We start from the raw sequence: 19,249 nt of genomic DNA, 5'->3' as shown, positions 1-19,249 counted from the left end.
GCTCGGGCGGCGCGGGCTTCCCCTCGCCCCGCCCGATGCCTATCTCTCCGCGATGACAATGAAATCGGGCGGAGGCCGTCAGACCTTGGAACTGCAGCGCGAGCATATCGGCGAGATTCTGCGCCCGGCGAGCGAGGCGGAGCGCGACGGACAGGAGAAACGGGTCAGGCGCTCCTTCTTCAAGACGATGAAGCGCGCCGCGCGTTTCATCCCCTTCTCGCAGGACGTCGTCGCCTCCTACTATTGTGCGATCGACAGGAAGACGCCGGCCGCCACGCGGGGCGTCCTTCTGGCGGCCCTCGCCTACTTCGTGCTGCCGTTCGACGTCATTCCCGATTTCGTGATGGGGCTCGGCTTCACGGATGACGCGGCCGTGCTTCTCGCCGCCTTCACCGCCGTCCAGCGCGACATCCGCCCGGAGCACTACGAGAAGGCGCGACACGCCCTTAACGAAGACGCTAAGGAAGACTGACGCTTCGCCTCCCCTCTTTCATGACGACGACAAATTCTCGCCTTTTTCGACGCGTTCCTCGACCCCGCCACCGCCTTGCCTCGACGGCAGACGCCCGGCGCGCCCTTCGTGTTTACGCCGCATAAAGGGCTTTCGAATTATCTTCGGCGCAGTTGCACTTGCCCCACTATGGGCGAGCGAACGCGACTCTTCACCAGATTGAGAAGCGGGGAGCCCCATGTCCTTAATGAAAGCCCTGACCGCCGCGGGCGTCGCACTCGTCCTGTCGACCGCAGCGAGCCTGGCGCAGACGCCCAACCGTATCAACCAGTTCAACGATTGGGGCACCTACTCCTATCAGGCGGACGGCAACCGCGTGTGCTACGCCCTCTCCACGCCCACCGCCATGCAGCCCTCCAGCGTCAACCACGGCGACATCTTCTTCCTCGTCTCCCAGAAGCCCGGTACCAGCGCTTTCGAGCCGCAGGTGGTCATGGGCTACCCCTTGCGCGAGGGAAGCCAGGTGACCGTCAATGTCGACGGGCGCGCCTTCACTATGTTTACGCGCGGTGAATCGGCCTGGGTCGAGGACGCTTCTCAGGAACCCGCTCTCGTATCGGCCATGCGTGCCGGGCGCACGATGACCGTCAGCGCCGTTTCGGCGCGCGGCACCAACACGAGCTATACCTACTCGCTCGCCGGCATCACGGCGGCCGTCAACTCGATCGGCAGTTGCAGCTGAGCTGACCCTTGACGTGACCGCGCCGGCGGCCCGCCGGCGCGGATTTTCGGCGCATGCCTTGCGATTTCGCGCCGAAAGGCGCATTTCATCGCCTTCGACGATCTTCAGAACGATCCGCTGTGAAGGACCGGCGTGCCCGCGCCGGCGGATGAACCGATGAGCGCCACCCTCGATCTCGCCAACGCCGCCTCGCGCCTTGCCGCCGACGCACGCCCGTCCGCGCCCGCCGCGCCGCGCTCGCTCCTCGGCCTGTCTCGCGAGGAACTGGGCGAGGCCCTCGGCTCGATCGGGGTGCCCCTCAAGCAGCAGCGCATGCGCGCGGCCCAGCTCTGGCACTGGCTCTATGTGCGCGGTGTTTCCGACTTCTCGCAGATGGCCAATGTCTCGCGCGATCTGCGCGGCGCGCTGGCGGAGAATTTCGAGATCGCGCGGCCGGAGATCGTCGAGGAGCAGATTTCCGTCGACGGCACGCGAAAGTGGCTCTTCCGCTTCCCAGCGCGAGGCGCCGGCCGCCCCGTCGAGATCGAGACGGTCTACATCCCCGAGGAAGGACGCGGCACGCTCTGCGTCTCCTCCCAGGTCGGCTGCACGCTGACCTGCACCTTCTGCCACACCGGCACACAGCGCCTTGTGCGCAATCTCGAGCCATCCGAAATCGTCGGTCAGATCCTGACGGCACGCGAGCGCCTCGGCGATCTCCCGGCCGCCGACACGCCGGCCGGTGCCATCGTCCCTTCCGAGGGGCGCCTCGTCTCCAACGTCGTGATGATGGGCATGGGCGAGCCGCTCTACAATTACGACAACGTCAAGCGTGCGCTTGCCGTGGCGAGCGACGGCGACGGCATCTCGCTCTCCAAGCGCCGCATCACCCTCTCCACCTCCGGCGTCGTTCCGATGATCGGCAAGACCGGCGAGGAGATGGGCGTCATGCTTGCCATCTCGCTCCACGCCGTGCGCGACGAATTGCGCGACGTCCTAGTGCCGATCAACAAGAAGTACCCGATCGAGGAGCTGATGGCCGCCTGCCGGGCCTATCCGGGCCTGTCGAACGCGCGCCGCATCACCTTCGAATACGTGATGCTGAAGGGCGTCAACGACAGTCTCGCCGACGCGCGCGAACTGGTCCGGCTGCTCAAGGGCATCCCGGCCAAGATCAATCTGATCCCGTTCAACCCGTGGCCGGGCACCGAGTACGAGTGCTCGGACTGGGACCAGATCGAGCGCTTCGCCGACCTCGTGAACGAGGCGGGCTACGCCTCGCCGATCCGCACGCCGCGCGGGCGCGACATCTTCGCGGCCTGCGGACAGCTGAAGTCGGAATCAGAGCGTATGAAGAAGGGCGACCGGCTGGCGCTCGAAGCGGCCGTCGCGCTGTGAGCGCACACGCCGCGTGATCGCCGTCCTGCGCTTCCTGTTCGTCATCCCGCTCGCCTTCGTGGCGGGGTGCTTTGCGGCGTCGATCGCGCTTCTGTGGCCGTTCCTCGATCTGGCACCGGTCATGCGCGACGATCCCGTGGCAATCATCCAGCTCTTCATCGGCTTCATGGCGCAGGCCGCCCAGATCGGCACGGTCGCGCTCGTTCCCTGGGCGATCTTCATGGTGGTGACGGAAATCTTCGCCATCTCCTCCGTCATCGTCCATATCATCACCGGTATCGTCGCGGGCCTTGCCCTCACGCGTCACTGGTATGGCGACGGCGCGCCCGGCTCCATCGAGACCGCAATGACCGTCGGCGGGCTCGCCTTCTTCCTCGTCTACTGGACGATCGCAGGGCGCAGCGCGGGCGGCTGGCGCAGGAACGCGGAACCTCGTCCCCGCGACGAGTAAAATTGATAAGCGAAGATAACGCAGCGTTAATCAACCATAGCGTGCAGTTTGTTTAGACTCTGCATGGTTTAGTCGGCCTCGGGGTTTACGGGGTTGAGATAATGGCCGCTGGTCTGATCAGGCGCTTCATCGAAAATCGCAAGGCGAGCATTCCCGTGATGACCGCAGTGCTCTTGATGCCAATGATCGTTATCTCGGGCGGCGCGATCGACCTCATCGCGCATGAGCGTATGCGCTCCAAATTGCAGGACGGTCTCGATCGCGGTGTCCTCGCCGCCGCTTCGCTCGCTCAAACTCAACCGACGCGCGAAACGATCGAAAGCTACCTGCGGACGGTCGCGCCCGAGGGCAGCTATCAGTTGCAGTTCACTGAAGAACGCTACACCAATTCGCGCACTGTCGAGGCGACGCTGGAAAGCTCGATCGACACCGTCTTCCTCTCGCTGATCGGCATCGACTCGATTGCAGCGAATGCCCGGTCGAAGGCGCAAGAAGAGCGGTCCAATATCGAAATCTCTTTGCTTCTCGACGTCTCCGGCTCGATGCGCTGGGGCTCGTCGAACTCGTTCGCCGGCATCGGCAGGATGCGCATCGACGCCCTGCGCCCGGCGGCGAACGGCTTTCTGGACGTCGTCCTGAACGACGAGTCCCGGGAATATACGACCGTCAATGTGATCCCTTATGCAGGACAGGTCAGTGTCGGCCCGGTGATCTTCGATGCCCTCATGGGCGGCCGCCGAACGCATAGCCGGTCCTCCTGCTTCGAGTTCCTGGAAAGCGACTTCACACTCAGCGTCCCGGACTTCTCGCAGCGGCATCAGACCCAGCACTTCACCCAGGCCAACCATCATACGAAGCTGAACACGCAGGAGCGCACGATCACGCAACCCTGGTGGTGCCCGGACGACCCGCACGAGGCGATGGCCAGCAATCAGCCCGATTACGTTCCCAACGAGGGGCGCGATACGGATGTGACGTCGATCTCGCTGATGTCGAACCGGCGCGACGCGCTGAAGACCCGCATCGACAACTACAAGCTCTACGACGGCACGGGCACGCCGATCGCGATGAAATACGGCCTGCTGCTCCTCGACCCGGCCATCCAGCCGATGATCGCACAGGCCTCCCGGTACCCGCCCATGGCCAACGCGCTGGGTCTCGACCCGAAATTTGCCAACCGCCCGGCCCGCTTCGAGGATCGGGATACGAGAAAATTCATCGTGCTGATGACCGACGGCGAGATCAGCAGCCAGCGCAAGCCGAAGGAAGAGGGTGCGATTCAGTATTACAGCGACGGCAATCGCAATAGGGACGTCTTCAACGCGGGCCGGGCGGTAGCGCTGACGCAACAGCTCTGCGACGCAGCCAAAAACAAGGGTGTGACGATCTTCACGATCGGGTTCGAGGTCAACAACAACGCCGCCAGCCAGATGACCAAGTGCGCCACGAGCCCGTCGCACTTCTTCCGCGTCAATTCCCTCAACATCAGCGATGCATTCAAGTCGATTGCCTCCGCGATCCAGCAGATCAAGCTGATCGGCTGAGCGATGCGAACCTTCCTCACCCCGATAGCCCGCTTCCGTAGAAACGCATCCGGCGCAGCCGCGCTCGAATTCGCCATCGTCGCGCCGATCTTCTTCGCGCTGGTCTTCTCCGCCTTCGAGGGCGGATGGCTGATGACGCGCGCGATCCTGCAGGACGCGGCCGTCAACAAGGTGGTTCGCGAGCTGCGGATCGGAAACAGGGACCTCATCACGGCCGATGCCGTGAAAGCGCGCATCTGCGAGGAGGCGATGGTCCTAGGCGATTGCCGCGCCTCGACCGTGGTGGAACTCATCGTCATGAAGGACGACAGCGCCCTCGTCCCGAACGATCGCGCTCCCTGCCGGCACCGCGGCAGCGCCCCCGCCTTCAATTCCGGCGCACGTGCCGACTTCATGTTCGTGCGCGTCTGCACCTCCGTCAAACCGATCACGCCGTGGATCGGCCTCGCCGCCGCCCTGCCGGACGATTCCACCGGCGCCTACGGCATCGTCTCCAAAGCCGCCTTCGTGAACGAGCCGGAGTAATGTCCAACCGCAAGAAGCCAGTTCGGAAAGCGCGCTTTACAAGCGACACGCGCGGTGTTGCCGCGATCGAGTTCGCGTTCATCGCGCCGCTGTTGATCCTGATCCTCTTCGGCTGCATCTCCTTCTTCCAGTTCTACCGCACCGGACTCGCGCTCGACCGCGCGACGGCGACGGTCAGCGACCTGATGTCCCGCCAGGAGACGCTGTCGAGCAGCTATCTCGACCGGCGCATCAAGACCAATCTCAGCCGTCTCGTCGGCGAGGGCATCCAACCTCTGGAGATGCGGGTCTCCAGCCTGACCATGGACGGCGGCAGCTATCGTGTGGACTGGACCTATCCGCGAACCGCGGGGCCTGGGTTTGCCGGACGGGCGCTGCCGATGGACATCCTGCCGAGGATCGCGAACGGCGACTCCGTTCTCCTGACCGAAACGACCATCACCCAGCAGGCGCTCATCGATGTCGCAGGCGTCCCGCAGGTCAGCCACAATTCGACGGCAGCCGTGCGGCCGCGCTTCTACAGGCAGATCGCGGGCCCGTACTGACAGCGTCGCCGCGGCGAACTATATCGAGCGTCGACGCGAGAACTTCGCGCCGCATCGAGGACATACCGGAATGCCCACTTCCCGCGCCGTCGTTCCCACGGCCAGCGCCAGCCGCTACCTTCAGCAGCTCTGCAAGCACTGGTCGCACAGGTTCGACGTCACTTTCGATCCGCAGCACGGCGCGGTACCCTTCGGCGAAGGTCGGGCGGCGGAGTTCTTCGCCGACGAGAACGCCCTGACCGCCGAGGTGGCAACGCCGGACGAGACCTCGCTCAGGCAGATGCAGGATGTGGTCGCCGATCATTTGAAGCGCTTCGCGTTCCGCGAGGAACTCGCCTTCGACTGGCAGCCGGTCGAGCGCTGACGGCAGAAGAAGGAGCGACGATGATGGCAAGACGCCCGAGCAACCCGCGGGACGCGGCCGAGGCCGCCTTCCGGTCCGCGACCGCCAAGCCCGCCGAGCGCATGCGCGAGGCCACGGCCGTCCCGGGCGTGAAGGAAAGCGTGACCCTGCGCGTCGACAGCGACATCGTCGAGTGGTTCCAGACCGAGGGGCCGGGCTGGCAGGACCGCATGGTCGAAGCGTTGCGCGCGGCTGCCGGGAAGTAGCCTCGGTCCGGTAGCCTTGCCTTGATCGGGCGAGGAGCCAGATCAGGCTGATGATCACCGTTCATCACCTCAACAATTCGCGCTCGCAGCGCGTGCTCTGGCTCCTCGAGGAGCTCGGCCTGCCCTACGAGGTCAAGCGCTACGAGCGCCTGAAGAGCCTGCAGGCGCCGCCCGAGCTGAAGGCCGTCCACCCGCTCGGCAAATCCCCCATCCTGACCGAGGGCGATCTCACCATTGCCGAGACCGGCGCGATCGTCGCCTATGTTCTGGAGACGCATGCGCGCGGGCGCCTGTTGCCGGAGCCCGGCAGCCCGGCCTACTGGGACTATCAGCACTTCCTGCACTACGCGGAAGGCTCGGCGATGCCGCCGCTCTTCCTGCGGCTCGTTCTGTCGCAGATTCCCAAGCGCGCGCCCTTCTTTGCGAGACCGATCCTCTCGGCCGCCATGGCCAAGGTCGATTCCGTGCTGATCGAGCCGGAAACCCAGCGCCACATGGACCATTGGGAGGCCGCGCTTTCGAAGGGCGGCTGGTTTGCCGGCGGGGAGTTTACCGCCGCCGACGTGATGATGAGCTTCCCGGTGGAGGCCGGCGCTTCACGGCTCGACTACTCCCACCGCCCCGCGCTCAAGGATTTTCTGGCGCGTATCCATGCGCGCCCGGCATACAAGGCTGCGCTCGCGAAAGGCGGCCCCTACGCCTACGCCTGAGCCGTTCAGCGCCAGGCAACAAGGATCGTTCCCGCCGCGATGAGGGCGACACCGGTCCAGTTCTGGAATGACAGCCGCTCGCCCAGGAAGGCGCCGCCGAAGAGCGCGACCAGAACGACCGACAGCTTGTCGACCGGCGCGACCTGCGACGCCTGCCCGATCTGCAGCGCGCGGAAGTAACACAGCCACGAGGCGCCGGTCGCCAGCCCAGACAAGATGAGGAAGACGAGCGCGCGGCCCGGCACCTCGGCCGGAGAGCGCCAGTGTCCGCCGAAGGTGACGATCGCCGCCGTCATGACGAGGATGACGATGGTCCGCAGGAAGGTCGCGTAGTCGGACTGGAGCCCGGCCACACCGATCTTGCCGAAGATTGCTGTCAGGGCCGCGAAAGCGGCCGCCAGCAGAGCCCAGAACTGCCAGGAGAGCGCCATCAGGCGCGCGCCAGCAGAATGTGGAGCGCAAAGCCCGAGAAGACCGAGGCGAAGATCCAGTCGATCGCGCGCATGATCTTCGGCTTCCGGCGCAGCAGGGCCGTGAAGCGCTCGGCGGCGAGGATTATCGCGAGCGCGATCGGCGTCGCGATGACAATGAAATAGACCCCGAAGAAGAACAGCTTCTGCCAGGCGTGCGGATCGGCGGCGGAGACGAACTGCGGCATGAACGTCACGTTGAAGAGGATGACCTTGGGGTTGAGGAGATTCACCCCGACCCCGGTCAGCCAGTGGCTCGTCAGACTGCGCGGCGCCCTCACCGCCTGCGTGTCGAGGCGCAGCGCGGAGCCCGAGCGCAGCGCCTGGACGGCAAGGAAGACGAGATAGCCGGCGCCGACGACCTTGAGGACGAGGAACGCCTGCGGGGAGGCGGCGATCAGCGCCGACAGACCGAGCGCGGCGAGCGTCGTATGGACGAGGATCCCGGTCGAGGCGCCCAGCATCGTCGCGATCCCGGCCGCCCGGCCCGCGCTGAGCGTACGTCCGAGAAACAGCGTCATGTCCGGCCCGGGCGTCATCGTCAGAACGAGAGCGGCGAGGGTGAAGGCGAGAAGCGAGGGGGCGTCGGGCAGGAATGTCATGCGGCTCTCGTCAGCCGTGGCGGATCGCACGCAGCCTTACGCCGGCGCCGCCCGGCCCGCCACCCGGTTTTCGACGGCTCTTCCGCGACTTTCACTCGAACGTCATAAAACCTGCGCCATGCTACGAAGCAATGACCTCGCCTGAAATTTCTCCTCCTCGTCGAGATGCCGGCTCCGTGCAGGAGGTCCTGCGCGCCTTCGCCCGCCTCGGGCTGACCGCCTTCGGCGGACCGGTGGCGCATCTGGGCTACTTCCGCACGGAGTTCGTCGAGCGGCGTCGCTGGCTGAGCGACGCCGACTACGCCGATCTTGTCGCGCTGTGCCAGTTCCTGCCGGGCCCGGCGTCCAGCCAGGTGGGCTTCGCGCTCGGCCTCGGAAGAGCCGGGCTCGCAGGGGCGCTGGCGGCCTTCATCGCCTTCACCCTGCCCTCGGCGCTTCTGCTCGTCGCCTTCGCCGCGCTGTCCCCGGCGCTGGACGGGCCTGTCCTCGCCGGCTTCGTCGACGGGCTGAAGCTTGCGGCGGTCGCCGTCGTCGCCCACGCCGTCCTCGGCATGGCGCGCTCGCTCTGCCCCGACAGGCCGCGCACTGCGATCGCGCTCCTGGCGCTGGCGCTCGTCACGCTGGTCGCCGGCGCCGCTGGCCAGCTCGCCGCGATCCTCGCGGGAATGGCGATCGGCCTTATCGGCCTGAGAGCCGACGCGCCCGGCGACGCGCTCCCGTCCGCGCGCAGCTTGCGGCCGCGCACCGGCCTTTTCGCGCTGGCGGCCCTCATCGTCGTCGCTGCGCTCCTGCCTGCGCTCGCAGCTCTCGGTGTCCCGTTCGCGGGCCTGGCGGACGGGTTCTTCCGGGCCGGTGCACTCGTCTTCGGCGGCGGGCATGTCGTCTTGCCGCTGCTGGAGGCCGAGACCGTCGCCACCGGCCTTGTCGCCGCCGACACCTTCCTTGCAGGCTACGGTGCCGCACAGGCCGTGCCCGGACCGCTCTTCACCTTCGCGGCCTATCTCGGCTTTGCCGCGGGAACCGGTCCCGCCGGCGCTCTCGCGGGGTCGCTCGTCGCGCTTGTCGCGATCTTCCTGCCAGGCTTCCTCCTGCTTCTCGCCGCCCTGCCCTTCTGGGACCGGCTGAAGCGCCGCCCCCGCGCGCTTGGTGCAGTGGCCGGTGCGAACGCGGCGGTGGTCGGCGTCCTCGGCGCCGCGCTCTACGATCCGGTGTTCACATCGGCCGTGCGCGGGCCGGTGGACTTCCTCGTCGCCGTCGCCGCCTTCCTGATGCTGACGGTCTGGAGGGTTTCGCCGCTTGCCGTCGTCGCCTTCGCCGCCCTTTGCGGTCTGGCGCGAGTGCTGTAGACGACGGCCACCGTCACTTTTTCCGGGATCCGAACAGACAATGGCCCTGCCGCGCGACGTGAAGAAGGTCGTCCTCGCCTATTCGGGCGGGCTCGACACCTCCATCATCCTGAAATGGCTCCAGACGGAGCTCGGCGCGGAGGTCGTCACCTTCACCGCCGATCTTGGCCAGGGCGAGGAACTGGAGCCGGCGCGCCGCAAGGCCGAGATGCTCGGCATCAAGGAGATCTTCATCGAGGACGTGCGCGAGGAGTTCGTGCGCGACTTCGTCTTCCCGATGTTCCGCGCCAACGCCGTCTACGAGGGCGTCTATCTGCTCGGCACCTCGATCGCGCGGCCGCTGATCTCCAAGCATCTCATCGAGATCGCGAAGAAGACGGGCGCCGACGCCATCGCGCACGGCGCCACCGGCAAGGGCAACGACCAGGTCCGCTTCGAGCTTTCCGCCTATGCGCTGAACCCGGACATCAAGATCATCGCGCCGTGGCGCGACTGGGCGTTCAAGAGCCGCACCGATCTCCTGGACTTCGCCGAGAAGAACCAGATCCCGGTCGCCAAGGACAAGCAGGGCGAGGCCCCATTCTCGGTCGATGCCAACCTCCTGCACTCCTCCTCGGAAGGAAAGGTGCTGGAGGACCCGGCCGTCGAGGCACCGGAATACGTCCACATGCGCACGATTTCACCCGAGGACGCACCGGACAGGGCGACGACCATCACCGTCGGCTTCGAGCGCGGCGATGCGGTCTCCATCGACGGGGAGCGCCTCTCACCCGCGACCCTTCTGGCCAGGCTCAACGATCTCGGCCGCGACAACGGCATTGGTCGTCTCGACCTCGTCGAGAACCGCTTCGTCGGCATGAAGTCGCGCGGGGTCTACGAGACGCCGGGCGGCACGATCCTGCTGGCCGCCCACCGCGCGATGGAATCCATCACGCTCGACCGTGGCGCGGCGCACCTCAAGGACGAGATCATGCCGCGCTATGCGGAGCTGATCTATTACGGTTTCTGGTTCTCGCCCGAGCGCGAGATGCTGCAGGCGCTGATCGACAAGAGCCAGGAGCATGTCGAAGGCGAGGTGACATTGAAGCTCTACAAGGGCAACGTGATGGTCATCGGCCGCAGCTCGCCGAAGTCTCTCTATTCGGACCAACTTGTCACCTTCGAGGACGACCAGGGCGCCTACGACCAGAAGGACGCGGCCGGCTTCATCAAGCTGAACGCCCTGCGTCTTCGCACCCTCGCCAAGCGCGACAGGCTATAGGAAGCCTGAAGGCGGCGGGCGCTCAGCCCGCCGCCTTCAGCGGCCGGAACTCGTTCTCGCTGCGCGTCGCGAGCGAAACCGCGACGATGGCCAGGAGCGAGAACAGGAAGCCCGGGATGATCTCGTAGACGCCGGGCCCGCCGAGGAAGCTCGCGTTCCAGCCGAGCGAAATCCAGACAAGCACCGTCACCGCGCCGGTGACGAGGCCGGCGACCGCTCCGGCGCCGCTCATGCGCGGCCACAGGAGCGCGAGCAGGATGAGCGGGCCGAAGGCGGCGCCGAAGCCGGCCCAGGCGTTGGCCACGAGGCCGAGAACCTGCGACTCGGGATCACCCGCGATCACCGCCGCGACAAGCCCCACCAGCACCACACAGACGCGCCCGACCGTCACGCGCTCGCGCTCGCCTGCCTCGCGCCGCAGGAACAGACGGTAGAGGTCTTCGGTCAGCGAGGAGGACGCGACGAGAAGCTGGGAGGAAATCGTGCTCATCACCGCCGCCAGGAGAGCGGCCAGGAGGAAGCCCGTGACGAGCGGGTGGAAGAGAAGGTCGGCAAGGACGATGAAGATCGTCTCCGGATCCGTGACCTCCAACCCGTTGCGCAGCGCGTAGGCGCGCCCGAAGATGCCGACGCCGACGGCGCCGAGGAGCGAGACCGCCATCCACGCCATGCCGATGTTGCGCGCGGCGGGAACGTCGCGCACCGAGCGGATCGCCATGAAGCGCACGATGATGTGCGGCTGGCCGAAATAGCCGAGACCCCAGGTGACGGCGGAGAGGAAGCCGACGAAGGTCAGCCCTCCGGTGAGTGAGAGGAAATTCGGATCCACCGCCGACAGGCGCTCGCCCGCCTGTGCGAAGCCCGCGCCCTCTCCAGCGTAAAGAACCACCGCCGGCATGATGATCAGCGCCAGCATCATGATGAGGCCCTGCACGAAATCGGTGAGGCTGACAGCCAGGAACCCGCCGACGACGGTGTAGGCGAGCACCACGAGCAGCGTCAGCCAGACGCCGAGCGCATAGTCGCTCACGCCCGGCAGATCGAGGAGGTCGGCGAAGGCGCTCTCGAACAGCTTGCCCCCGGCAACGAGCCCGGAAGCCGTGTAGACCGCGAAGAAGACGACGATCACCAGCGCCGAGATGGTGCGCAACGCCACGGCCCGCGTGGGGAACCGGCTGGCGAGGAATTGCGGGATCGTGAGGCTGTTGTCGTAGCGTTCCGTCTGCTCGCGCAGGCGCGGGGCGACGACGATCCAGTTGACGAAGGCGCCGACGAAGAGCCCGATGCCGATCCAGGCCTCGACGAGACCCGAGGCATAAAGCGCCCCCGGCAGGCCGAGCAGGAGCCAGCCGCTCATGTCGGACGCGCCGGCCGAAAGCGCCGCAACCGAAGGGCGCAGACGGCGCCCGCCCAGCATGTAGTCTTCCGAACTGGCCGTGGAGCGTCGCCAGGCATAGAGGCCTATGGCGAGCATCAGCACGAAATAGGCCGAAAGGCTGATCCAGATACCTGTCAAGGCGATGCTCCCGCTGCGTCCCGTCTTTTCACGTGCCGGACTTCTATCGACCGGACACGCGGAGACAAGCCCCAGCGGAAGCCTTTGTCTCAGGCAGCGACTGTCGACGGGTTCGTCGCGCCGCGATTGTAGGCCATCGCCGTGACGACGCCTGCAAGCCAGACGAGAGCCAGCGCCCACCAGATGCCGCCGTAGATCAGCGACATGCCGATGAGGCCGGCCTGCACCACGTAGTAGGCCATCGGGATCAGCGTCATGCGGATGACGTCGCCCTCGCGGTCGGTGAGGCCGACGACCGCCGAGGCCGCCACCACGTTGTGCACGCAGATCATGTTGCCGGCGGCGCCGCCCACGGCCTGCAGCGTAACGACGATCATCGCGCCGAAGCCGGCAAGTCCAATCTGCTCGGCGGCCGAGAACTGGAAGAGCGAGAACATCATGTTCGAGACGGTGTTCGACCCGGCGATGAAGGCGCCGAGCGCGCCGATGAGCGGCGAGAACAGCGGCCAGGTCCCGCCCGTCGCGCCGGCCACGCCCTCGGCCAGCACCAGCGGCATGGACTCGAAGGGCCCGCGCCCAGTGTTCAGGAACACCTGCACCATCGGCACGGCAATGAGGAGAGCGGGCGCGGCTGCGACCATCGTCTGCGCCGAGCCGGACCAGGCGCGCCCGTAGGCCGCGCCGCTCATCTTGAACAGAAAGAAGGAGATCACGGAGGCGATGATCAGGATCGAGCCCGGCGAGTAGAGAAGCTGCGCGGTGGCGTTGATCCCCGAGCCGAACAGGTCGGTGAAGGCAAGTGTCGCCTCTGGCGAAGTCAGGGCGGCCTTCAGGGGCGCGATGACGCGCGTGGCCACCAGAAGCAGCGCGACGATGAGGTAAGGCGACCAGGCCCGCATCAGGGAGATGCCGCGGCCGGGCGCTGCAGGCGCGGCCGCCATGTCTTCGGCCTCGGCCGAGCGCAGCGTGCCGAACCAGTGCTCGTTCGCCGCCGAGCGCGCCGGGAAGTCGAACCGGTCCTTCGGCATCAGGAAGCCGGCGCGCGCCGCCGGCACGACGATGGCGAGGCCGATGAGCCCGCCGAGGAGCGAGGGGAACTCCGGCCCGAGGAGCCAGGCGACGAGATAGTACGGGACCGTGAAGGCGAAGCCGGCGAAGAGCGCGAAGGGCCAGACGCGGAAGCCATCGGCGAAGGAACGGTTGGCGCCGAAGAAGCGCGTGAGCATGCCCACCATCATCAACGGAATGACGAAGCCGACGATGGCGTGGACCATCGCGACGTTGGCGGCGACCGCCACGATGTATTCGGGGACCGAGAGCGGCGCGATGCTCGCGGCCACTTCCGCACTCGATCCGAGGCCCGTCTGGACGCCGACGAGCATGGGCGTGCCGACCGCGCCGAAGGAGACCGGGACGGACTGGATGATGAGCGTGACAAGAACGGCCGCCATCGCCGGGAAGCCGATCGCAACGAGCAGCGGCGCGGCGACGGCAGCCGGCGTTCCGAAGCCCGAGGCGCCCTCGATCATCGAGCCGAAGAGCCAGGCGATGATGATCGCCTGGATGCGCCTGTCGGGCGAAAGCTCGGTGAAGCCGTTGCGGATCGCGCGAATCGCGCCGCTTTCCTGCACCGTCTGCAGAAGGAGGATGGAGCCGAAGATGATGAAGAGCAGCGTCAGCGCGGTGACGATGCCGTTGATCGTAGCCGCCGCGACGGTGGAGAAGGCCTGCCCCCAGACTGTAAGCGCGAGCAGCGCCGTCGCGAGATAGGCGACGAGCATCGCGAGCTTCGCCGAACGTCGCATCACCACCAGAAGAATGAAGACGATGGCGATCGGCGCGAGCGCCAGTACGAACAATAGGCCTTGATTCACGACGACGCCTCCCCCGGTCATCCTACTCCCGAGTGTGAAGCTATCGGAGGAATTCGGTGTTGTCTTCCTCTTCCTGTGCGAGAGTTGCTCGAAGCGGTGGAAATGCGAAGCCTGCCTTCCCATCTGCCGGGGACGCAAGACGGAGAGTTCCGCGATGATCCCCTATTCCGTTCTCGATCTTTCGCCCGTGCCCGAAGGCTCGACGCCGGCCGACGCGATGGCCAACACGCTGGACCTTGCGCAAAACGCGGAAAGCTGGGGCTACAGGCGTTTCTGGTTGGCCGAGCACCACAACATGACCGGGATCGCCAGCGCCGCGACGGCCGTCGTCATCGGCCATGTGGCAGGCGGGACGAAGACGATCCGCGTCGGCGCGGGCGGGATCATGCTCCCGAACCACGCCCCGCTCGTGATCGCCGAGCAGTTCGGCACGCTCGCGACGCTCTATCCGGACCGGATCGACCTCGGCGTCGGACGCGCGCCGGGGACCGACATGCTGACAGCGCGCGCGCTGCGCCGCAGCCTTGAGAACTCCGACAACTTCCCCCAAGATGTCGTCGAGCTGATGGCCTATTTCGAGGAGGCCGAGCCGAACCAGCGCATTCGCGCCGTGCCTGGCATGGGCACCAACGTCCCCGTCTGGATTCTAGGCTCCTCGCTCTTCGGCGCGCAGCTTGCCGCCCATCTCGGGCTGCCCTACGCCTTCGCCTCGCATTTCGCGCCGGCCGCATTGGAGCAGGCCGTCGAGGTCTATCGCCAGACCTTCCGGCCCGGCGCGATCGACGCGCCGCACTTCATGCTCGCGATCAACGTCTTCGCCGCCGAGACGGACGCGGAGGGCCGGCGGCTCCAGTCGTCCATGCAGCAGGCTTTCGCGCGGCTTCGCTCCGGGCAGCCGGGGCCGTTGCCGCGCCCGGTCGACGACATCGACGCCGAGATCGGCGAGGGCGCGCGGGCAATGGTGGATGAGGCACTGCGCATTTCGGCGGTGGGGTCCGCGCAGACGGTGCGCGAGAAACTCGGCGGCTTCATCGAGGCCTACAGGCCGGACGAGGTGATCCTCACCGGCCAGATTCACGACCATGCCGCGCGGGTGAACTCCTTCCGCATCGCCGCCCAGATCATGCAGGATCTGGGGAACGCCGAGCCGAGCCTCGCGGCCGAATAGGCCCTACTCGCCGGTCGCTTGCGCGGGCGGCAGTGAACGCTCGTCGGCGCGGTAGACGAGATAGGCGGCGATCGCCATCGCCGCCATCGCCGGGATGACGATCTGCGTGGCCAGAACCGGCTCCCCGATCGCCGCGCAGATAAGCCCGCCGACGAGACCCGCGCCCATCTGAACGAAACCCATTGCGGCGGCTGCAGCGCCGGCGATGCCGGGGAACGGCGCGAGAGAGGCCGTCGTCATCGCCGGCATCACGAACGCGACGCCGAAGGCATAGACACCGATCGGCACCATGATCGACAGATAGGACACCGGCAGGAGCCAGATGCTGAGAAGCAGCATTGCGCCGCCGAGGCCGACGCAGAACAGGCCGAGCGGGACCAGTCCGTAGGCGGTGTAGCGCCGCATCAGCCCGCGCATCACCAGCGAGCCGAGGAAGAACAGGCCCGACTGGGCGAGCATGCCGATGCCGTATTGCGTGGGCGTCAGCCCTGCGCCATCGATGAGAACGAAGGGCAGGACGGTGGCGAGCGTGTAGATCGCGCCCACCGACCCGGCGACGGTGATGACCGTCGTCAGGAATTGCCGGCTGGAGAAGAGCCGGCGATAGGAGCGCATCAGCTGGCGCGGGCGCACCAGCTCCGGGTCCGCCACCGTCGTCTCGCGCATGGCGCCGAAGACGACCCCAATGACGGCGAGGCCGAAGAAAAGCATCACCACGAAGCTTGCATGCCAGCCGGCCAGCGCCAGCGTGAAGCCGCCGATGAAGGGCGCGAAGGCCGGCCCGATCGCCAGCATGATGCCGATGGCGTTCATGATCCGCGCCGATGTCTCGCCGGAATACTGGTCCCGCACGATGGCCCGCGAGGTGGCGATGCCGACCGAGGCGCCCGCTCCCTGCACGAGGCGCGCGACCAGAAGCCATTCGATCGAGGGCGCCATGATCGCCATCACCGAGCCGACGAGATAGAGGATCAGGAAGATGATGGTGATGCGCCGTCGGCCGAAACCGTCCGACAGCGGGCCGCAGAGAAGCTGGGTGACGGCGAAGCCCGCGAAATAGAGCGAGAGCGTGAGCTTCACGAGGCTCTCGTCGGTTTCGAACACATGGACGAGCGTCGGCATGGCCGGCGTGTAGAGGGCCATGGAGATGGGGCCGATGGCGACGAGAAGCGCGCCGATCAGGCTCGTGCGACGTTCCGACATCGCTCGTGGCATTAAGACCGCCGGGAAGTTGCGTGCCGCGCCGGGGAACGGTGGCGCTCATTCCGTTATAAGGCCGGTGCGCGGCGATGCAAACGCGAGCGCCCCCGCCTCAGTCCGCCTTGTCGCCGGGCGTGCCGTTCTGGCGCGAGAGAATGTTCATCTCGGCCAGGAGCCCATGGTCGTTCGTCAGGTTGGCGCGGATAATCCGCAGGCTCGCCGACATCGCATCGACCTGCGCCTCTTCGAGCCCGTGCGTGGCCTGGAGATAGACGTCCTCGAAAAGCGGGTCGAGCTGGTCGAGGATGTCGAAGGCGGCGTCCGTCGGCTCCACGAGCTTGGCCCGCCGGTCCGCCGGATCGACCGTGCGCGCAACGAGGCCGCGGCTTTCCAGCCGGTCGAGATAGGAAGACAGCGTCATCGGCTCGACGCCCATCCGTTCGGCCAGGACCGCCTGGCGCGAACCCCGGAAGCGCACGGTGTTGGCGAGCGCGCGGATTTCCCCCGGCGTCAGCCCGAGGCCGTTTTCCGTCACGTTCTTTTCGAAGAACTGCCGGAAAAGGCGGGCAGTATCCGTCAGGAGAAAGCCGAGCGTATTTCCAGTCGTCAGATGAGACACGCGGTTTTCCTGTGACCGGCTTCGATGCGCGGCCGAAGCGCGGCGGACGGCGGACGAGCTCACGACTTTCGCCGCCGCTTGCCGGCCGAGGCTTTCACTTTGCGCGCGACCGACACTATCTAGCCTCGGCCATCGCGAACTGCAAACCGGAGACGCCCATTCATGCAGGCTCCTCGCACCGACGCTTCAACGCTTCTTCCCTACGGGCAGACCGACGCGAACGGGCTGCCCGATTTTGCCGCTCTCGCGCCGGAGGGGTTCGAGGCCGCGTTCGACGCTGCGATGGCCGAGCACCGTGACGAGATCCGCGCCATCGCGGACAACCCCGAGCCGGCGAGCTTCGACAACACGGTCGCCGCGATGGAGCGCTCCGGTCGCGGCCTGACACGCGTCGCGAGCGCCTTCTACGCGCTGGCCGGGGCGCATACGAACACCCGGCTGCAGAGCGTGGAACGTGCGGTGGCGCCGAAGCTCTCGCGCCACGGTTCGGCGATCTCGCTGGACCCGGCGCTGTTCGCGCGCATCGACGCGCTGTTCGGCCAGCGTGAAACCCTCGGCCTCAACGCCGAAACGCTGCGGCTTCTCGAGCGCGTCCATGCCGGCTTCGTGCGGCGCGGCGCCAGACTTCAGGGCGCGAACCGCGAGCGCCTCGCCGAGATCGACGCGCGCCTGTCCGAGCTCGGCACCGCCTTTTCGCAGAACGTCCTTGCCGACGAGAGCGCCTTTGCGATGCCCGTCGCCGAGGAGGACTTTGCCGGCCTTCCGGACTTCCTCGTCTCGTCCATGGCGTCCGCCGCCGCCGAACGGGAGCTTCCCGGCCATGTCGTGACGCTGTCTCGCTCGATCGTCGTTCCCTTCCTGACCTATTCGCCCCGGCGGCACCTTCGCGAGCAGGCGTTCGGCGCCTGGACGCGCCGCGGCGAGAACGGCGGGGCGACCGACAACCGCGCCATCATCGCCGAAACGCTGAAGCTGCGGGCCGAAAAGGCCAAGCTCCTCGGTTTCTCCTCCTTTGCCGCCTACAAGCTCGACGACACCATGGCGAAGACGCCGGACGCCGTGCGCTCGCTCCTTTCCGCCGTCTGGGACAAGGCGCTGGAACGCGCGCGGGACGATGCGGGCGCGCTGCGCGAGATCGCCGCCGCCGAAGGCGAGAACGGGGCCATCGCTCCCTGGGACTGGCGCTACTACGCCGAGAAGCGCCGACAGGCCGAGTTCGCGATCGACGAGGGCGAGGTGAAGGCATATTTCAGCCTCGACCGGATGATCGCGGCCGCCTTCGATGTCGCTAACCGCCTGTTCGGCCTGACCTTCGAGCCGATGCCGGACGCGAAGGTCTGGCATCCCGACGCGCGCGTCTGGCGGGTGCGCGGCGCCGACGGCGGCGAGAAGGGCCTTTTCATCGGCGATTATTTCGCGCGGTCCTCCAAACGCTCGGGGGCATGGATGAGCGCCCTGCGATCCCAGCACAAGATGGATGGCGGGCAGACCCCGATCATCTACAACATCTGCAATTTCGCCAAGCCCGCACCGGGCCGCCCGGCGCTCCTCTCGCTCGATGACGCTCGCACGCTCTTCCACGAGTTCGGGCATGCGCTGCACGGCCTGATGTCGGACGTCACATGGCCGAGCCTGTCCGGTACGGCGGTGGCCCGCGACTTCGTGGAACTGCCCTCGCAGCTTTACGAGCACTGGCTGGAGACGCCGCAGGTGCTCGCCGCGCACGCCCGCCATGTCGAGACGGGCGAGCCGATGCCCCAGGATCTCGCCGACCGTCTGGCCGCCGCCCGCAGTTTCGACGCCGGCTTCGACACGGTCGAATACACCTCCTCCGCGATCGTGGACCTTGCGCTGCACGAGGCGGGCGAGGCCCCGGAGGACCCGGCCGCGCGCGAGGCCGAGATCCTCGCCGATTTCTCCATGCCGGCCGAGATCGTGATGCGGCACCGCTCGCCGCACTTCGCGCACATCTTCTCGGGCGACGGCTATTCCTCGGGCTACTACTCCTACATGTGGTCGGAGGTGCTCGACGCGGACGCCTTCGAGGCCTTCACCGAACAGGGCGACCCGTTCCATGCCGATACGGCGGCAAGGCTTGCGGCCAACATCTACTCGGCCGGCAATTCGCGCGATCCCGCCGAGCTCTACAAGGCGTTCCGCGGCCGCATGCCGAGCCCGGACGCGCTGATGCGCAAGCGCGGACTGGCAGCCTGACCCATCCGGGTTGCATTGCAGCGTG

The 19,249-nt window shown here is 66.9% G+C and carries 20 protein-coding genes; 14 read left to right on the top strand and 6 right to left on the bottom strand.

The window, feature by feature from the left end; genetic code table 11:
* Positions 1-85 precede the first annotated feature (85 nt).
* The 10 genes from H1343_RS02560 to H1343_RS02515 all read left to right on the top strand — a co-directional run bounded on the left by H1343_RS02560 (position 86) and on the right by H1343_RS02515 (position 6,954).
* The gene (locus tag H1343_RS02560; RefSeq protein WP_425484623.1) at positions 86-472 is read left to right on the top strand and encodes a YkvA family protein; all 387 of its coding nucleotides are present in this window, start codon (positions 86-88) and stop codon (positions 470-472) included.
* 217 nt (positions 473-689) lie between these two features.
* Positions 690-1,193, top strand: a complete 504-nt coding sequence (locus H1343_RS02555; RefSeq protein ID WP_185984411.1) for an invasion associated locus B family protein — start codon at positions 690-692, stop codon at positions 1,191-1,193.
* Positions 1,194-1,349: 156 nt separating this feature from the next.
* Positions 1,350-2,570: a dual-specificity RNA methyltransferase RlmN gene (gene rlmN / locus H1343_RS02550; protein WP_185984410.1), complete on the top strand. Its 1,221-nt coding sequence runs from the start codon at positions 1,350-1,352 to the stop codon at positions 2,568-2,570.
* Positions 2,571-2,583: 13 nt separating this feature from the next.
* Positions 2,584-3,021: a hypothetical protein gene (locus tag H1343_RS02545; protein WP_185984409.1), complete on the top strand. Its 438-nt coding sequence runs from the start codon at positions 2,584-2,586 to the stop codon at positions 3,019-3,021.
* Between the two features lie 101 nt (positions 3,022-3,122).
* On the top strand, positions 3,123-4,565 hold the full coding sequence (locus H1343_RS02540; RefSeq protein ID WP_185984408.1) for a TadE/TadG family type IV pilus assembly protein: 1,443 nt from the start codon (positions 3,123-3,125) through the stop codon (positions 4,563-4,565).
* 3 nt (positions 4,566-4,568) lie between these two features.
* Positions 4,569-5,090, top strand: coding sequence for a TadE/TadG family type IV pilus assembly protein (locus H1343_RS02535; protein WP_185984407.1), 522 nt, complete (start codon positions 4,569-4,571; stop codon positions 5,088-5,090).
* Complete coding sequence (locus H1343_RS02530; RefSeq protein WP_185984406.1) at positions 5,090-5,635, top strand: TadE/TadG family type IV pilus assembly protein; 546 nt, start codon at positions 5,090-5,092, stop codon at positions 5,633-5,635. Before H1343_RS02535 ends, H1343_RS02530 begins: the two co-directional genes overlap by 1 nt.
* Positions 5,636-5,705: 70 nt before the next feature.
* Positions 5,706-5,999 carry a DUF2218 domain-containing protein gene (locus H1343_RS02525; RefSeq protein WP_185984405.1) on the top strand — a complete coding sequence of 98 codons (294 nt, stop codon included), beginning with the start codon at positions 5,706-5,708 and terminating at the stop codon, positions 5,997-5,999.
* Between the two features lie 23 nt (positions 6,000-6,022).
* Complete coding sequence (locus H1343_RS02520; RefSeq protein WP_185985434.1) at positions 6,023-6,244, top strand: BrnA antitoxin family protein; 222 nt, start codon at positions 6,023-6,025, stop codon at positions 6,242-6,244.
* A 50-nt stretch (positions 6,245-6,294) separates the two neighbouring features.
* Positions 6,295-6,954 carry a glutathione S-transferase family protein gene (locus tag H1343_RS02515; RefSeq protein ID WP_185984404.1) on the top strand — a complete coding sequence of 220 codons (660 nt, stop codon included), beginning with the start codon at positions 6,295-6,297 and terminating at the stop codon, positions 6,952-6,954.
* 5 nt (positions 6,955-6,959) lie between these two features.
* On the opposite strand, the gene H1343_RS02510 is transcribed toward H1343_RS02515, so the two are convergent.
* Positions 6,960-7,385: an EamA family transporter gene (locus H1343_RS02510; protein ID WP_185984403.1), complete on the bottom strand. Its 426-nt coding sequence runs from the start codon at positions 7,383-7,385 to the stop codon at positions 6,960-6,962.
* Positions 7,385-8,026, bottom strand: a complete 642-nt coding sequence (locus tag H1343_RS02505) for a LysE family translocator (RefSeq protein WP_185984402.1) — start codon at positions 8,024-8,026, stop codon at positions 7,385-7,387. Before H1343_RS02505 ends, H1343_RS02510 begins: the two co-directional genes overlap by 1 nt.
* A 131-nt stretch (positions 8,027-8,157) precedes the next feature.
* On the opposite strand from H1343_RS02505, the gene chrA reads away from it, so the two are divergent.
* Both chrA and H1343_RS02495 read left to right on the top strand, forming a co-directional pair.
* Positions 8,158-9,372 (top strand): chromate efflux transporter, encoded by a 1,215-nt coding sequence (gene chrA / locus H1343_RS02500; protein ID WP_185984401.1) that lies wholly within the window; start codon positions 8,158-8,160, stop codon positions 9,370-9,372.
* A gap of 40 nt (positions 9,373-9,412) precedes the next feature.
* Positions 9,413-10,633, top strand: coding sequence for an argininosuccinate synthase (locus H1343_RS02495; protein WP_185984400.1), 1,221 nt, complete (start codon positions 9,413-9,415; stop codon positions 10,631-10,633).
* A gap of 22 nt (positions 10,634-10,655) precedes the next feature.
* Here H1343_RS02495 and putP read toward each other — a convergent pair whose 3' ends face one another.
* Both putP and H1343_RS02485 read right to left on the bottom strand, forming a co-directional pair.
* On the bottom strand, positions 10,656-12,149 hold the full coding sequence (gene putP, locus H1343_RS02490) for a sodium/proline symporter PutP (protein WP_246333241.1): 1,494 nt from the start codon (positions 12,147-12,149) through the stop codon (positions 10,656-10,658).
* 89 nt (positions 12,150-12,238) lie between these two features.
* A complete protein-coding gene (locus H1343_RS02485; RefSeq protein WP_210270063.1) occupies positions 12,239-14,023 on the bottom strand; it encodes an L-lactate permease in 1,785 nt (594 codons plus the stop codon).
* Between the two features lie 154 nt (positions 14,024-14,177).
* On the opposite strand from H1343_RS02485, the gene H1343_RS02480 reads away from it, so the two are divergent.
* Complete coding sequence (locus tag H1343_RS02480) at positions 14,178-15,191, top strand: LLM class flavin-dependent oxidoreductase (RefSeq protein WP_185984398.1); 1,014 nt, start codon at positions 14,178-14,180, stop codon at positions 15,189-15,191.
* A gap of 3 nt (positions 15,192-15,194) precedes the next feature.
* Here H1343_RS02480 and H1343_RS02475 read toward each other — a convergent pair whose 3' ends face one another.
* Together H1343_RS02475 and H1343_RS02470 are read right to left on the bottom strand one after the other, a co-directional pair.
* The gene (locus tag H1343_RS02475; RefSeq protein WP_425484622.1) at positions 15,195-16,406 is read right to left on the bottom strand and encodes a multidrug effflux MFS transporter; all 1,212 of its coding nucleotides are present in this window, start codon (positions 16,404-16,406) and stop codon (positions 15,195-15,197) included.
* Positions 16,407-16,503: 97 nt separating this feature from the next.
* Positions 16,504-17,010, bottom strand: a complete 507-nt coding sequence (locus H1343_RS02470; RefSeq protein WP_185984396.1) for a MarR family winged helix-turn-helix transcriptional regulator — start codon at positions 17,008-17,010, stop codon at positions 16,504-16,506.
* A gap of 162 nt (positions 17,011-17,172) precedes the next feature.
* Between H1343_RS02470 and H1343_RS02465 the strand changes: the two genes are divergently transcribed.
* Positions 17,173-19,224 carry a M3 family metallopeptidase gene (locus H1343_RS02465; RefSeq protein WP_185984395.1) on the top strand — a complete coding sequence of 684 codons (2,052 nt, stop codon included), beginning with the start codon at positions 17,173-17,175 and terminating at the stop codon, positions 19,222-19,224.
* Positions 19,225-19,249: the final 25 nt, after the last annotated feature.

Origin of the sequence: Aureimonas mangrovi (assembly GCF_014058705.1) — a bacterium.
GTDB classification, from domain to species: Bacteria; Pseudomonadota; Alphaproteobacteria; order Rhizobiales; family Rhizobiaceae; genus Aureimonas; species Aureimonas mangrovi.
This window is presented reverse-complemented; position numbering and strand designations above follow the sequence as displayed.